Source organism: Flavobacterium sp. N2550, from assembly GCF_025947265.1.
Classification (GTDB): domain Bacteria; phylum Bacteroidota; class Bacteroidia; order Flavobacteriales; family Flavobacteriaceae; genus Flavobacterium; species Flavobacterium endophyticum.
Window position 1 is genome coordinate 111,811 of the sequence record NZ_CP110007.1, and the last position, 14,868, is coordinate 126,678.

Below are 14,868 nucleotides of genomic sequence, written 5' to 3' on the forward strand. Positions count from 1 at the left end.
AAATTACTATAATGTTGATTCTATCCGAAAGTATCCGGATTCGTTTGCGGAAATCCCGCGATAAATCAGCCGACTCTCATCGGCAAAACATTATACTAATTGCGGCGGCTGCCAGATCGACCCGAAGAAGCTGGATGCGATCGATTTGTAAAAACTTGGCGTTTTTGTATAGGAATTTTCAAAATAAGGCACTTCAAAAACAGCAACCGACTGCATGATAATCGGGGTAGTACAGCAGGCGCAGATGCAAAACGGCGTACAGAAATCTTCATGGTGCTGTTCGTTCTGCAATTGCGAAACATGAGACAAGGCCGCCGATTCCGGATGCGCATGCGCATCATTGCACGGCAAGACCATCAATACCAGCAGGTACACTGATAAAATAGACGTTAGTATATGCCTCGCTTGTTTCATGGAGTAAATGTAGGAAAAAATAATTTACAGACAACCAAATCAATGCTATAGAATCATCTAGCTACCCTATAGCGGGTAGGGTTTGCCTAAGCAGCCCTAAAACAATACCATTTTGCTGCGGATAGCTCACACAACCCAATACTACAGCCAAAACCACTACAATATGCGACAGCCACTATAAAAACCAACACATTGAAGAACAGAACACTACAAACAAAAAACTAACTTTTTTCTTACTTTATTATTCGCAAAACGAGAATTTGTTACATTTCCTATCTTTCGATTAACGGTACTTCTTATTATTTAAATTTACAGTATTAACCTATTAAATTTTATGTAAAATGAAATCCAAATCACTATTCATTGGCCTATTTGGCCTAAGCGTTTTATTTGCGAATGCGCAAAATGTTCAATCCAACAGCCTCTTAACGAGCGGCGGGCTCAATGCCGGAAGCGGCGGTGCCGGACAAAACACCTATTACGGATATGAAGCCGGTATGACCAACACATTGGGCAACCACAATACCTTTATCGGTAACTTCAGCGGAAAGTATAATGCCAACTGGGGAAATACCTTCCTAGGGTCTTATGCCGGACAAAGCAACAGTTCCGGTTTTGCAAATACCTTTGTTGGTATTGCTGCCGGAGATGAAACCAACGGGCACTCCAATACCTACGTGGGCGCCTATTCGGGTTATTTAAACAACGACACGCACAGCACGTTCCTAGGCCTTGAATCTGGAAACAACAGTTCTGGAGGCTACAATGTCTATGTGGGCGCTGGTGCGGGAGAAGGAACCATAGGCGAAGGAAACGTCTTCTTGGGCATCCGATCCGGATTCAGCCAGACTATAGACGGCGCTTTTATCGTAGAAAACTACAACTATTCCCAGCCTAATCCGCTTATCAAAGGAGAATTCGCAACTGGAAAAGTCGGAATCAACGTCACAGATTTCCCTTCAACAGCAGGCTCCGTAGATGTATCTGGCTATAAATTCTTCGTCAAGGGAGGGCTTCTTGCAGAAGAAATCCGCGTAGCTACTACTTGGGCCGACTATGTTTTTGAAGAAAGCTACAAGCTTCCATCCCTAAAAGAAGTAGAGCAGCACATTGCCGAAAAAGGACATCTTATGAATGTGCCGTCTGCAAAGCAAGTCGAGCAAGACGGTATTTCTGTAGGCGAGATGGCAAAAATCCAGCAAGAGAAAATAGAAGAACTGACGCTTTATATCATCGAGCAGAACAAAATCAATGAAAAACAAGCCGAAGAGCTGAAAGAATTGAGAGAAATGGTACAAAGCCTAGCCGCTAAAAAATAAGATGCTATGAGAAAATGTATACTCTTTCTGACCTTCATTCTTGGGGCAGTACAGCTGCAGGCCCAAGGATGCGTGCCCGACATCACCCTCACTACCTATGAAACAACCACACCTGTCTTACATCAGGCTTCCAATACCGTAGTAGGTTCCTCGGGCTATGGAGTGAGTCCGGGCTACGACAGCACGCTTCGTGCAGGAGTTTTGGTAGAGCTCAAAGACGATGTCTATATCAAATCGGGCGCCTTGTTTCTGGCTCATATTGCGCCATGCGGCAAGCCAAAAGCAAGACAGCAGGGACTCTCTGACAAGTCTGCCGCTATCTCAGCCCTTATGGCCTACCCGAATCCGGTACAATCGACACTGAACCTTTCTGTAGACCATGCAGAGTTATCAAAAATAACGCTGGCCACGCTCGACGGAAAAGTGATCGCAACGCACGAAGCCAAAAACGAAACGTCGTTGCAATTAGAACTCGGCAACTATTCCTCTGGAATCTACCTGATTACGGTAGAGACCGCTGACGGACAAGTCTTCCGAGACAAAATAGTCAAGAACTAAAAACAGAAGCCCTGCCCATGCAGGGCTTTTTTATTGGCCCGTTAAGCCCGACACGCCAACCCATTTTTTTGCTATATTTGAATCTCATAAAAGCAACCCTGCAGCATTATCTGGTAGTATGGATAAAATTCCGGTACGGCATATCCCCGAAACCCAAAAAGAACCCGGCCTGTCCGGCGGCTTCAGCATACGGGATATCCAAGAGCTGCTGGCAGAAAAAGACATGGTGCAGGAACTCCACAGGCACGATTTCTTCTTTATCCTGATCCTTAAAAACGGCACGGGCTTCCATGAAATCGACTTTACGCCGTATGAAGTCTGCAACCATTCCGTGTTCCTGATGCGTCCGAGGCAGGTACATAAGCTCACCTTAAAGGCAGGCAGCACCGGATACCTCATCCAATTCCGCAATGATTTTTTCTATTCCCAAAACAAGCTCTCGCAAAGGCTGTTGGGCAAGGCAAGCAACAAGAACTTCTGCTCGCTCGATTCCGAAACCTTCCAAAAGCTAGATTCCATCCTTGCGGCTATCCTAAAAGAGTATACCGACAAGCAAGAAGGCTATGACGAAGTCATCAAATCCAACCTCAGCATTTTCTTTATCGAGCTCGTCCGGCACCGCAAAAACAGAGAGACCGGCGCTGCTGCTATCAATCCTTATGTACAAGAACAGCTTGATAAGTTCCTAGACCTTCTCGAAGCCAACAGCACCCAGCACAAGCAGGTTTCTTATTATGCCGACCTGCTGCACCTTTCGGCCTACCAGCTCAATTCCATCACAAAAGCAGTAATGGACAAGACGGCTTCCGAATTGATCAACGAACACCTCCTGTTAGAATCCAAAAGGCAGCTGCTCGCTACCTCGAACCAAGTAAACCAGATAGCCTACAATCTTGGCTATGAAGACGTTTCCTATTTTATCCGTTTCTTTAAAAAACATATCGGCCTCTCGCCAGAAGCCTTCCGCCATAATTTCAAATAAGTCCTATTCAACTTTATTTTTGTCCTATCCTTCCCCTTGCATCCAGAAGTAACTTTGCACTTGTACTAACACTTCAAACGCAAGCTGTATGAAAACAAGAATGAAACTACTGGCTTCTCTCAAGATATGGGTAGTTATCTATCCCTCTATCACGCTGTTTCTCTACCTGTTCGGAAAGCCCTTATCCGTATTGCCCTTATACCAGCGAACCCTACTGCTCACGCTGGCTTTGGTTCCGTGGATCATTTTTATCGGCGTTCCCTTGGTCGATTTTATCCTCCGAAGGCTTTTGCCCAAAGACCCTAAAAACAGTCCGAGATGAAGGCAGGAAAAAAACTCCCGGCTTCTCCCTCCCAACGCGAATTTATCAAGCAGGGCGGGCTCGCCATGACTGCACTGGCCCTCCCATTTTCAATAACTCCATTTTCAAAATACGACGACATGAAAGACAACAGCACATTTGATGTAATCATCATCGGCGGCAGCTACTCCGGACTTGCTGCAGGCATGGCTCTAGGAAGGGCCTTGAAAAAAGTCCTGATCATCGACAGCGGCAAGCCCTGCAATGCGCAGACGCCCCATTCCCATAACTTCCTTACCCAAGACGGAAACACCCCTGCGGCCATCGCAACCCTAGCCAAACTGCAGGTACAATTCTATGATACCGTTTCCTTTTTCATCGGGCTTGCTATCGGCGGCAAGAAGACGAGCAGCGGTTTTGAAATCCAGACTGCATCAGGCGAGACCTTCCATGCCGGGCAATTAATTTTTGCCACGGGCGTACGCGATATCATGCCCGAAATAAGCGGATTTTCCGACTGCTGGGGAATTTCTGCCATCCACTGTCCCTATTGCCACGGCTACGAAGTGCGCAATGAAACGACCGGCATAGTCGGCAACGGAGAACACGGCTACGAAGTATCCCGTCTTATCTCCAACTGGACCAAAGACCTGACCCTATACACCAACGGCCCTTCCATACTGACTCCCGAACAGGCAGAAGCCATCCAGAAGAACCGTATAAAAATAGTCGAAAAAGAAATCGAAAGACTAGAACACGTGGATGGCTACCTCCACCATATCGCCTTCAAGGACGGTACAAGAGCACCGCTGAAAGCCCTCTATGCTCCCAGACCCTTTGAACAGCACTGCAGTATTCCTGAAGCCCTCGGATGCGAGCTGACCGAAGAAGGCTATATCAAGGTCGATGCCCTTCAGGCGACGACCATAGACGGCATTTTTGCCTGCGGCGATAACACTACCCGCATGCGTGCCGTGGCCATGGCCGTTTCGGCAGGAACAATGGCGGGCGTAGCCGCAAGCAAAAAGCTAATTTTCGAGGCGTTTTAAGACGCTCATCCTACCCACTTAAAAAAATCACAAGACATGAAAATCATAATCGTAGGCGCAACCGGAACCATGGGAAGACACCTGGCAGCCGCATTTGAAAAAGAACACGAAATCATAAGAGTAGCTTCCAAAAGCGGCGACATACCAACCGATATCACCTCTGCCGCATCCATAGAAAATATGTTCAAGCAGGCAGGACCTTTTGATGCGCTCATCTCTACCGCAGGACCTTCGTATGTAGGCCCATTGAAGACCATGACCGGAAAAGAATTCCAAAAAGGAATCGACGGCAAGCTGATGGGACAAGTCAACCTGGTACTCATAGGCCAGCACTACATCAACCCCAAAGGCTCCTTCACCCTGATTACCGGAGCGCTGGCACAAGAGCCGGTACTGAACTTTGCCAGTGCATCGGCCGCTAACGGAGGCGTCGAGGCTTTTGTACGCGCCGCCGCCATCGAATTAGAAAACAGCATCCGAATCAATGCCGTAAGCCCTACCGTCATCGAAGATTCGCCCCAGTATTTCCCTTTCTTTCCCGGCGATATTCCCGTGACCATGAAACAGCTGGAATACGGCTTCCGCAAAAGCGTCTTTGGCGCCAACACCGGACAGGTCATAAAACCCTATTGATGTCTTAGGCCATAAAAAAGCCCTGCTGTTGCAGGGCTTTTTTATTGTATCTATCACAGACAGGCTATTTGCGCGACCTTACGGCCTTTACTATCTTAAGGTTCTTGTCCTTTCGAAACGCTTCATAAGTATCCGTTTCGCGTCCGTACAGCGCTACCTTTCCGTTGCTATCGTTGTGGATGCCCCAGCCGTAGCGTTTTGTCAGCGGCGAAGTCCGGAGGCATGCCTGTCCTTTTGAAAAGAACTGTTCCCTTGCCGCCGCGAGCTCGCCAGGAGACAGGTCGTTCCGCAGCGCATATACCTGAAAGAGTATATCGTCTGACGTAAATTGATACGGGTTCCTGCTCAAGAGGTCAAACTGAATATTCGCTATCGTTTTAGCGTCTCCCTTTACAGGCGGCAGTTCTCCTTTTACGGCCGGACAGTCTTCTGCCGCCTCGATAAAAGTATCCTTGTAGTTGGTCGTATGCGTTTTCATCGGGTATTGGGCCTGCTGTTTTTGTATAAAGCATCCTGTACCAAATATAACCAAAAAGCCATTTCTTGGCAAGGTGCTCTCCTATTTTTTAGCCTTGAGATACGTCTCGATTTCATTTACATACTCCTGCAGCTCGTTGCCCTTCACCAGAATATCCGGCGTTATCCCTTCACCAATGACCTTATATTCTTTCTTGTTTCGGTCTACCAGATTCCCTACCGTCAATATCAGCATGGCGCCGTCAGAAAGCTTGTACTCCGTATTGGCAGATGTCAGCCCCTGCGTATTCTTCCCTACCAGCCTTACGTTTTTCTGTCCCACAAAACTTACCGCAGTAAACTCTCCCGAACTCGACGTTTTTTTGCTTGTCAGTATAAAAATAGGCCTAGAAGCCGTTTTTAATTTCACTAGCCTGTTTTCGAACACGTGATCCAGCTTGCCGTCATAAAACACCTTTCCGCCCGAGTACGAAAAGTACCTTGTCTTGCCCTGCGGGTCGATATCGCCCACCACCTTTTTCTTGTCCAGAAACGGCTGTATGGCCGCATACATCGGATGGAACATGCCGCCGTCGTTATCCCTCAGATCGATAATCCATGCCTCAGGATTGGCCTTGTCGAGCCTTGCTGCTTTTTCATACACCAATCCTACGTACTCTTTCCAATCTTCCTTGTTGAAGTTTCCTATTGGCGGAATCGTAATATAGGCATACTTGCCCACTATCAGGCTGTCTTTTGCTTTCGGAAAATCGTAGCGTTGGGAATACTGCGCTACCATTTCGGGAACTGCAAAATTAGAATGGCTGTCTTCCAGGCTGTGAAGCGCCTGTACAAGCGACGGATAAGTCTCGCGTAGGGTCTTGCATTTTTTTACAGAATCATAAGCCGTGCGGTACAGCTTGTCCCAATCGAGCCGGTGCTTGTTTACAGAATACTGCTTCATCACGCCTAAAGCTTCGGCAACATAATTCTTGATGCTGTCGGCTTGTGAATAGCCATCAAGCGAGACAAAAAGCAACAGGGATAGGGCAATCATTTTTTTCATTATAGGTAAGTGTTGTTTATTGGATTGAATTTGAACAAGGCAAATGCTGCCATTGTCCAGACAGCAAGCCGTATCCTTGGCGCTGCCAGCAAAAAGACAAGCCTGCGCTGCAGGCCTATTCCATTAATTTTAAAGTTATCGCAATCTGACCCAGATGGTAAATATCGTGCTGTATAAGCCCCTCCAGGAGCCCTCTCCAATCGTGGCCGTTCCCGTTATAGGTTTCCTCCAAAAAAGCATCCTCGCGTTTTTCCAAAAGGCTAATCAATGTTTCGGCGCTTTCATAAAACTCCCTTTTGAGCCGTTCCCAGCCCTCCTGCTTGAGGAGCTCGTTGTCTTTCCAGTTCTCCGGACTCTCCATTGTCAGTCCCGTAGGCTGGCCTTTCAGCTTTCCGATAATCGAGTCCCTCCATACCGTGATGTGCGAGATCAGCTCTGCCACGGTATGCACTCTGGCAACCGGACGTTCAAAAGCCTGCGCTTCCGTAAGTCCGTCGATCTTATTCTTGAAATTCTCTCCATACCAATTCTCCCCTCCGATCACGTTTCTTTGGGTCTTGACGATATGGCTCATGTCTTTACTCCTGTCTTTCATAAACATATGCATCTCTTGTTATTTCTTTAAAAATTCGAGCACTTCCTTGTTAAACAGCTCCGGATTATCGGCCACCACATTATGCGTCTGCCCTTTGAGCAGCAGCAGCTGTGCGCCCGGAATGCTGGCGGCTATAAGCCTCGTATGCTCTTCCAGTATCAGGTCATGCTCTCCCGCCATCACCAGCGTCTGGGCCGTGATGGTGCTGAGGCTCTCCGGACTGATGTTCGGTTCCTTCAGCAGCATTTCCATCAGGCGGATAACCACAGGATCTGCATCCTTTTGGTCCTTCATCTCTTTCAGGTCCTTGGCTACCTGCTTGAGTATCTTTTTATCCAGCGCCTTGTCCGAAGGGTTGAGGTTGGCCCCCATAGTAACCAGCTTCTTGACATAGCCTGGGTATTTGCTTGCCAGCAGCAGCCCCGTATTGCCTCCGTCGCTCCAGCCCACGAGGTTCACCTGTTTCAGATGCAGCGAGTCCAGCAGCACCTTCATATCGTCGGCAAACTGATTGTATGAAAAATAGCTTGTTGTCGTGTCTAGGCTTTTGCCCTGCCCTCGGGTATCTACGGCTATGACCTTATAATTTTTAGAAAAGGCTTCAATCTGTCCCGCAAAACTGCTGATCGAACCGCCGTTGCCATGCAGCAGCAGCAAGGATTCGCCCTGGCCATAGATTTCATAATAGATTTTTGTGCCTGCGCTCGTGACATAGCTGCCCGCTCCGGCATTGTTGCCATAGAGTGCCCTTTTGACGATGGTACCGCCTTCGGCATGGATGTGCAAGAACTGCCCTCGGCCGCGCTCCTTCTCCAAAGAAGCAGTGACCCCTTTCTTCGTGGCCGACTCGGTATTCTTGAATCCCTTGAGCGGATTTTGGGCAGGCGATTTTTCGAAATCGCCGTTCTCTACCGGTATGTCTGTCCACCCCTCGCCTTCTTTGATCTTGAACCGGACCGCATCAAACCAAAAGTCGCCATTGCCGTAGGTAACCAGCATCGCCCATATCTTATGCGCTTCGGCATCAATGGTACCGCTGACGGTATAGGTATTCCATCCTGCAGTACCGCTCGGTACCATGGCTCCTTGGCGGGCGCTGTTGATATAGTCCCAATCCTGTTTTTTTGTCTGCAGGCTCATGATTGCGCTGCCGCTGATGGAATCGGCGGGCTGGCTTTTGATATCGACCACAAGCTGGAATTGCTTTCCTGCATATTTCTTGGCCTCGATAAGCTTGACGAGCCCGACATTGGTCGTTGTATATTTCAGCTGTGAATGTACCTGCAGCTGGCACATCAGAAAAAAGCCTGCGAGTAGGTAGTTCATCTTCTTGTCGTGTTTGTTCCTACAAAACTAAAGAGGCTGGCGCAGTAAAAATTGTAAAAATGGAAAGAGGCTTAGCCGCCAAACGCTTTTTCGGTCTCATACGGACTCTTGAAGGTCATCCACTGGGTGATGGCGCCTTGTTTTCCGTCAATGCTGGTCGGCGTAAACCGAACCTTGTAGGTTCCTTTACGGGCATACGAAAACGGTCCACCGCACATGTCAAATCCGACCCACAGCTTGCCTTCTTCCGAAGGAATATAAAAAACAGTCTTTTCGCCCGTCTTGTTTTCTACCAATTCGGCCTTGTACCAGATTTCGTTTTTCCCGCCTGCCTTGCTCTTGAAGATGGCGTTTGCGGCATCGCCGCACCCAAATACCTGCCATTTATTGCTTACATAGGTTATCTTGGTGGCAGGGTCGGGCGCTGGCTGCTCGCTCGCGGTTCCCGTCTGCCAATACACCCGTTCTCTTTTTCCGGTCGACGGATCGTTTCGCTGCATCTCCGCTGCCTCTGCTTCCGTCTCCCCTTCAAAGTGCAAGGTATAGCGCCTGTCGGGCAATAAGGTTCCCGACACCTTGAAAAGAGCCTGCGATACGCCCCTGCGTCCTTTCAGAACCTCAACGAGCTGCAGTTCGGTAATCTGTCCCTCAGCATCCTTCAAGTAGGCCTTTCTGCTGCCAAAACTTTCGATGGTCTTCTGGCTGCGGGAATAGCCTTGGACAATAAACATCGGATTCAGGGAGATTTCTTTCTGCCTCGGGAAAAAATCCATGCCGCTCATCGCGCAGTCTGCCTGCACGCTGCCGACTCCGATAAAAAGGAAAAGAAATGCCACTATATTTTTCATCTTGTTCTGGTTTTTTGCAGGCTGCGAAATGCTTCTGCTTTACGGCTTAAACGCTACGCCTGTGTTTTTTATTTTAACTGGATAGGTTGGCATCCCTTCCTATCTGTCCTAGGCAAAATAAGATCCCGGCACCGGGCTCTCGATCATAAAAACATACCTGCTGCTGCCTGCCTCCGAGCCTATTCCTTTCAGGTAGTCCCGTCGGGAAGCATAAAACTCAAGATGCGGGTCTGCTTCAGGCTCTTCGGATTCCGCATTAAAAATATCGGCTGCGATTTCTTCGGGCTGGCGGCTGTCTGGCTGCGTTTCTTCTAAAGTCCCTTGCTCTGGATCTGTCAACTTAAAGCCCCCTCCGTTCCACGGAAACACATACGTCTGCGTCATAAAGCCGATAATATCCGGCGTCACGGCCGCAGCATCCAGCCAGCTATGGTTCAGCGAAAAGACAATCTGGCCGTTGCGTATGGTGCCCAGCTCTTGGTACTCCATCAGCAGCGAGCTGTCTGCGGCAACGATAAGGCTGCCCTCGTGTTCGCTTTCCGGACTGTAGGTGCCGAAGCCTATGCCGAGCTGCCTGGCCAGCAGCCTTCCGATAATCTCAGAATCCCGATCCCGAAGTGCCGCAATGTCTCGGAAAGAAACCGAAAGCCTGTCCGCCAGTCGCGCCAGCTTTTCGGCTGCCGCCTTTATCGATTCGTTAGAACCCCAGCTTGCCACATACCTGCCGCCTGCCACATAATCGTCGCTGTCTTCCCTTTCAAAAAAGTCCAGCATCACGCCGCCGTATTGTATGTACTGCCAGTCGCGTATGTGCGTCTGCGCTTCGGCTACCGTATTGTAGCGCTGCAGCGTTTCCTCCAGTTCTACAATCTTCATCCTTGGTATTTCAATTTCTTCTTCGTTGGGATACGTATCGATAACAGCCCTCAGGCCCGCCACAGCTTCTGCCACTCCGTCTAATTGCCCATGCAGCAGCTTGCACTTGTTCAAAAAATACATATTCCAGAAGTCGCCAAGGTCTGATTTCTTTAGCACTTCAACGGCCTTCCCTACCTCAAACTGCCTTGCATAACAGATGGCAAGGTTGTGCCGCGCCTCTTCGTTATCGGGCTGCAGCTCGACCGCTTTTTCATAAAAGGCCTGTGCCATGTCATAATACTGCTGTTCAAAATAAAAGCTGCCCAAGACATCGAATCCTTCGGCATTACGCATGTCGCGATAGACGGCTTCAAAGAGTTCTTGTTCGTCATAACCGCCCAGCTGCTTGAGGCTGTCCGCTGCCAGCCTATAGAGCGGCTTATGGCCCGCGTCTTTTTTAAAACCCCAAGACAAGGCCCGCAGGCTTTCCTGAAACTCGCCCTTGTCAAAATAATCTTTTGCCTTGTCCAGATCTTCCTTGGCAGGCGAATCGTTTTCTTTCTTGTCAAAAAAACCAAATAATCCCATTGCTGCTGTTCTAGTAATTGGTATAGCGGCCGACAGCCCGTGCTGCCCTGATGCCCGATGACCAAATATAGCAGCTTTCTTTATATGCCTGTATTTTTACCATTAAAAAAAGGCTGCCGTCAAGAAACGGCAGCCCCATAAAAAAAGGTCTATCCTATCGCGTCCAGCAGCCGGATCGCTTATAGCGTAATCTTAAACTGCTTGTCAGTATACAATAACACGACGGTCAAGACGCACATCGCCAAGGAATCAAAGTAATGATGGTATTCTTGATGCGCCATATGGGCCGTAAATGCACCTGCCGCAAACGGAGCCAAAAACAGGATGCCGGCGTTCTTGAGCTTGGGCTTCCACAGTCCGGCCACGACTATCAAGACGCCTATCAGCTCAAAGATGCCGATGGCGATCGTCCAGGCCGTATTAAAGCCCAGCGATTGCATGCTGGACATCATGGATTCTTTCTGGAATACTTTAAAAAGCGAGGCATAGCCGAAAACATAGACATAATAAGCATAACTCAGCCAATGCACGAGGGTGTTGATTTTTTTCATGATACTACTGTGATTTTGTTATTGCAAATATCTTTATTAGCTTGCAGGAATAACAGAACCTACAAAATTGTTGGATACTAACAAATAAGTAAGTACGTATGCGCAAAGAGAATTCTACCAACAGCATCAACGAAAAGCACCTCAACCAAAATTGCGGTATTTCTGCCACGCTCTCGCTCATCGGCGGGCGCTGGAAGATCAACATCCTCAGCTACCTGCTCAACGAAGACAGGCTCCGCTACAGCGCGCTCCGCTCCCGCCTCGAAGGCATCTCGGAACGCATGCTGATTTCAAAACTGAAAGAACTGGAGCAGGACGGACTCGTAAACCGTATCGTCTACCCGCAGGTGCCGCCCAAGGTAGAATACGAGCTGACAGCACTGGGCCATTCGCTTCGGGAAATCTTGGAATTGATGGACGAATGGGGAGAGCAGAAAGAGCCTTCTCACTAAAGCCGATACTCCAAAAAATGCCCACAACCTAACTCGTATGCCCTTGATGACACCACAAAATAACGGCAGGCTGATTACTATAAACGGACAAGAACTTTATATCGAATTCCAGAATACGCGCAAAGACCGCCCTACCTTGGTCTTCCTGCACGACTCTTTGGGCTGTACGGCACTGTGGCGCGATTTTCCGCAAAAGCTGGCCGAAGCCGCCCAATGCAATGTTTTGGTGTATGACCGATTGGGCTATGGCAAGTCGGCCCCAATGCTCACGCACGAAAGGCCCGTGCGCTATCTGGAAACGGAAGCGGCCGTATTGGACGGACTGCTGGCCGCGCTAGACATTCATGAGGCCCTCTTATTCGGACACAGCGACGGCGGTTCTATCGCCTTGATTACCGCAAGCCGTTACGGACAAAGAATCACAGCCGTAATCTGCGAAGCCGCTCATATTTTTGTAGAAGAAGTCACCTTGCAGGGTATCCGCGAAGCGATGGAAGCCTATAAGACCACCAGCCTGCCGGAGCGCCTGCAGAAATACCACGGCGACAAGGTCGGTACGCTGTTTAAGGCCTGGACCGAAACATGGACGCGGGATGATTTTAGGGAATGGAATATCGAATCTTTTTTATCGGGAATCACCTGTCCACTTTTGTTTGTACAGGGCGAAGCCGATGAATACGGTACTATGGAACAGGCAGAAAAAACAGTCAGCCAAGTGAGCGGGAAGGCTTTGTTATATAGCATTCCGGAAATCGGGCATACGCCACATAAAGAAGCTCCTGAGTTAACGCTTGCTATGACAAAAGAATTTATAGAAAATCTAGGATAACATTCCGCTTATTAATCCTATATCATACCTTCTTTTTCAATTTTCTTTTTGCTAACATAAAACCCATCAGTCCGCCTAGCAATAAGGTAAAAATGAGATTAAAAAGGGTTGGCGCAGGATGTCCTCCCTCACCAGGCGGGAAATTATAAAAAACATCAAAAAGAGCAGTTGTTGGATGGCTATGATAATAACACAAATCTGGAATTATTAACTGCTCAATTAATAGCAAATTCAACAGCAGCGCCATAACTGCACCTAAAAACACAAACAAAAAAATAACCGAAATCTTATATCCCATCTACCTATCGCTTTTCATTCAACAACTCAAATATCTTATCCTTTGGCTGGTATAATTTCTTAGAAGGAATGCGCCCAAAACCGTCGCCCCAAAAGCTCGGGTCTATCGGAATCTCAAACTTGGCAATCAGCCTGCGCGCAAAATCAAACTGAGGCACGCGCCTCGGGTTGTCTAGCTGGTAGTTTGGGAAAGGGCCCGCAAGGTAGCCTTCTTGAAAAAACGGACGCTGTGCCTGCGGCGGACATACGCCCAGCAGCTTCACATTCAGCAGTTCCTCATACGTATTGTATCCTATGCCGTCGGTCTGCCAAGGCATGCCGAGTACATAAACAATGCCCGTCTCTCCTTTGTTCCGGTCAAAAGCAAACGAACAGGCCACGTGCAGGGAATGGGTGATGTCTAACAGCGGCGTCTCGCAGATCTCATAATGCTGCAACAGCGACCAGGCAATCTCGGGATATTTTTTCAGCATCGAAATGCCTTCATACCGTACCTCGCTTTCAGAAAACAGCCGTTTGATATCGCCGACCTTCTCCTCCAGCAGGGCAAACTTTTCCTTGAGCATCAGCCTTTCGCCTTCCTTTTTCCTGTAGATGGTAGGCAGCAGCGTTGTCATGCCGTTCTTTTTATAGTCCTTCGACTGCCCCCTGTAATACAAGGCAAGGTTCCGATTGTAGAACATGATCTGGGCAACATCGGTCACCAAGTCGTCATACGTCTGTACCTTTCGGGCCTCAGACCTGGCTATGGCATCCCAAGGCGTGGCAGCCGCCCACCTCCTGTCGTCAGGATGGCTACTTTTTTCGTCAAGATTGGTATGGGAAAAAGAAGAGGAAATTAGTTTCATACAAAAGAAATGATTGTGCCGTATAAAGATATAAAAACTATGATATCTGCCTCCTACTAAATGCATCCGCACCTAAAAATAATGCTCCCCGCCCCGTACAGAACCCGTTGCGCGCGCCTATAAAAAAAGCCTCGGAGAAAAATCCTCCAAGGCCCCTTTCCTGCGCTGCTGCCAGCGCTACACCACCTCGACTATGCCCAAATAGACGCTGGTCGAATTCAGCTTGCCATTTTCAGAAGCAAATGCCATCCAGCAGTGCACCTGCGCTCCCGCATAATAGTCCGGAAGCGTGATTTCGGCAGCCGCTTGGTCGCGTGTTCCCACGGCCAGAAAAAAATCCGAGAAGCCGCTTTCGGCATCGTGCACGCCTATCATTAAGCGGTCGGTCGGCTTGGCCGTTGCCTGTCCCGAATTGTCTGCCCACGAAAAGCGCAGCAGGTTGCCAGCACTGGCAGTAACAACCGTCTGCGTCGTGCCCTGCAGATCGCCGCGGCTCAGCAGTACTTTGGCATAATTCATAGACAGCACGCTGCCATTTAGCACCACCGCTTCCCTAAGGTGGTAGCTCGTCGCCTGATTGGTTCGCGAACGGCCGCCGCTCGGCTGGCCAAAATAGCTCGCCAGCATCGGCTTGAACGGCAGCAGGAAGCGCGCGACCAGCGCAAACTTTTCGCGCTGCTGCAGCTGGTTTTCTGTCGGCGCACTAGTGCCCGCTCTCGGAAGGCTGCGCAGCACATCCATGCCGCGCCAGCTGGCACCTACCACGTTTCCGACCTTGCCGGAAAAAGCGCCCAGGATGCCTTTGTTGTACTTGCCCATAATCTTAAAAAATTAATGGTTAATAAATCGACTTGCAGACCCTAGTATCGCCTGCGGTGACACTAAGGTAAGTCGCTTT

General features: G+C 48.9%; 19 protein-coding genes. 8 read left to right on the plus strand and 11 right to left on the minus strand.

All coding sequences use genetic code 11. The features are described 5' to 3' along the window. Positions 1-90: 90 nt before the first annotated feature. Positions 91-414 (minus strand): DUF6660 family protein, encoded by a 324-nt coding sequence (locus OLM56_RS00470; RefSeq protein WP_264527945.1) that lies wholly within the window; start codon positions 412-414, stop codon positions 91-93. 341 nt (positions 415-755) lie between these two features. Here OLM56_RS00470 and OLM56_RS00475 point away from each other — a divergent pair, with 341 nt between their 5' ends. The 6 genes from OLM56_RS00475 to OLM56_RS00500 all read left to right on the plus strand — a co-directional run bounded on the left by OLM56_RS00475 (position 756) and on the right by OLM56_RS00500 (position 5,256). Beyond that, complete coding sequence (locus OLM56_RS00475; RefSeq protein ID WP_264527946.1) at positions 756-1,733, plus strand: hypothetical protein; 978 nt, start codon at positions 756-758, stop codon at positions 1,731-1,733. A 6-nt stretch (positions 1,734-1,739) separates the two neighbouring features. Continuing rightward, positions 1,740-2,291, plus strand: coding sequence for a T9SS type A sorting domain-containing protein (locus OLM56_RS00480; protein WP_121375113.1), 552 nt, complete (start codon positions 1,740-1,742; stop codon positions 2,289-2,291). A 118-nt stretch (positions 2,292-2,409) separates the two neighbouring features. Next, positions 2,410-3,273 carry a helix-turn-helix domain-containing protein gene (locus OLM56_RS00485; RefSeq protein WP_264527947.1) on the plus strand — a complete coding sequence of 288 codons (864 nt, stop codon included), beginning with the start codon at positions 2,410-2,412 and terminating at the stop codon, positions 3,271-3,273. A gap of 88 nt (positions 3,274-3,361) precedes the next feature. Beyond that, a complete protein-coding gene (locus OLM56_RS00490; RefSeq protein ID WP_182492685.1) occupies positions 3,362-3,595 on the plus strand; it encodes a hypothetical protein in 234 nt (77 codons plus the stop codon). 65 nt (positions 3,596-3,660) lie between these two features. Further along, positions 3,661-4,623, plus strand: a complete 963-nt coding sequence (locus tag OLM56_RS00495; protein ID WP_264527948.1) for an NAD(P)/FAD-dependent oxidoreductase — start codon at positions 3,661-3,663, stop codon at positions 4,621-4,623. A 36-nt stretch (positions 4,624-4,659) separates the two neighbouring features. Then, positions 4,660-5,256, plus strand: a complete 597-nt coding sequence (locus OLM56_RS00500) for a short chain dehydrogenase (protein WP_264527949.1) — start codon at positions 4,660-4,662, stop codon at positions 5,254-5,256. Between the two features lie 64 nt (positions 5,257-5,320). Here the strand turns inward: OLM56_RS00500 and OLM56_RS00505 are convergent, their stop codons facing one another. The 7 genes from OLM56_RS00505 to OLM56_RS00535 all read right to left on the minus strand — a co-directional run bounded on the left by OLM56_RS00505 (position 5,321) and on the right by OLM56_RS00535 (position 11,544). After that, positions 5,321-5,734 (minus strand): DUF6157 family protein, encoded by a 414-nt coding sequence (locus tag OLM56_RS00505; protein WP_264527950.1) that lies wholly within the window; start codon positions 5,732-5,734, stop codon positions 5,321-5,323. Positions 5,735-5,815: 81 nt separating this feature from the next. Beyond that, positions 5,816-6,778, minus strand: a complete 963-nt coding sequence (locus tag OLM56_RS00510; protein WP_264527951.1) for a S41 family peptidase — start codon at positions 6,776-6,778, stop codon at positions 5,816-5,818. A 115-nt stretch (positions 6,779-6,893) separates the two neighbouring features. Then, positions 6,894-7,373, minus strand: a complete 480-nt coding sequence (locus OLM56_RS00515) for a DinB family protein (RefSeq protein WP_264527952.1) — start codon at positions 7,371-7,373, stop codon at positions 6,894-6,896. Positions 7,374-7,391: 18 nt separating this feature from the next. After that, a complete protein-coding gene (locus OLM56_RS00520) occupies positions 7,392-8,699 on the minus strand; it encodes an alpha/beta fold hydrolase (protein WP_264527953.1) in 1,308 nt (435 codons plus the stop codon). A 71-nt stretch (positions 8,700-8,770) separates the two neighbouring features. Then, positions 8,771-9,547: a hypothetical protein gene (locus tag OLM56_RS00525; protein ID WP_264527954.1), complete on the minus strand. Its 777-nt coding sequence runs from the start codon at positions 9,545-9,547 to the stop codon at positions 8,771-8,773. A 108-nt stretch (positions 9,548-9,655) separates the two neighbouring features. Continuing rightward, entirely contained in the window at positions 9,656-10,993 is a 1,338-nt protein-coding gene (locus OLM56_RS00530) for a tetratricopeptide repeat protein (RefSeq protein ID WP_264527955.1), read from the minus strand. Between the two features lie 179 nt (positions 10,994-11,172). Further along, positions 11,173-11,544 (minus strand): DoxX family protein, encoded by a 372-nt coding sequence (locus OLM56_RS00535; RefSeq protein WP_121375123.1) that lies wholly within the window; start codon positions 11,542-11,544, stop codon positions 11,173-11,175. Between the two features lie 98 nt (positions 11,545-11,642). Here OLM56_RS00535 and OLM56_RS00540 point away from each other — a divergent pair, with 98 nt between their 5' ends. Continuing rightward, positions 11,643-11,996 (plus strand): winged helix-turn-helix transcriptional regulator, encoded by a 354-nt coding sequence (locus OLM56_RS00540; protein WP_264527956.1) that lies wholly within the window; start codon positions 11,643-11,645, stop codon positions 11,994-11,996. A 46-nt stretch (positions 11,997-12,042) separates the two neighbouring features. Continuing rightward, a complete protein-coding gene (locus OLM56_RS00545) occupies positions 12,043-12,825 on the plus strand; it encodes an alpha/beta fold hydrolase (protein WP_264527957.1) in 783 nt (260 codons plus the stop codon). Positions 12,826-12,847: 22 nt separating this feature from the next. On the opposite strand, the gene OLM56_RS00550 is transcribed toward OLM56_RS00545, so the two are convergent. The 3 genes from OLM56_RS00550 to OLM56_RS00560 all read right to left on the minus strand — a co-directional run bounded on the left by OLM56_RS00550 (position 12,848) and on the right by OLM56_RS00560 (position 14,789). Further along, positions 12,848-13,123: a hypothetical protein gene (locus OLM56_RS00550; protein WP_264527958.1), complete on the minus strand. Its 276-nt coding sequence runs from the start codon at positions 13,121-13,123 to the stop codon at positions 12,848-12,850. Between the two features lie 4 nt (positions 13,124-13,127). Further along, positions 13,128-13,970, minus strand: coding sequence for an FRG domain-containing protein (locus tag OLM56_RS00555; protein WP_264527959.1), 843 nt, complete (start codon positions 13,968-13,970; stop codon positions 13,128-13,130). Positions 13,971-14,147: 177 nt separating this feature from the next. Continuing rightward, positions 14,148-14,789 carry a DUF6266 family protein gene (locus OLM56_RS00560; RefSeq protein ID WP_264527960.1) on the minus strand — a complete coding sequence of 214 codons (642 nt, stop codon included), beginning with the start codon at positions 14,787-14,789 and terminating at the stop codon, positions 14,148-14,150. Between the last annotated feature and the right edge of the window lie 79 nt (positions 14,790-14,868).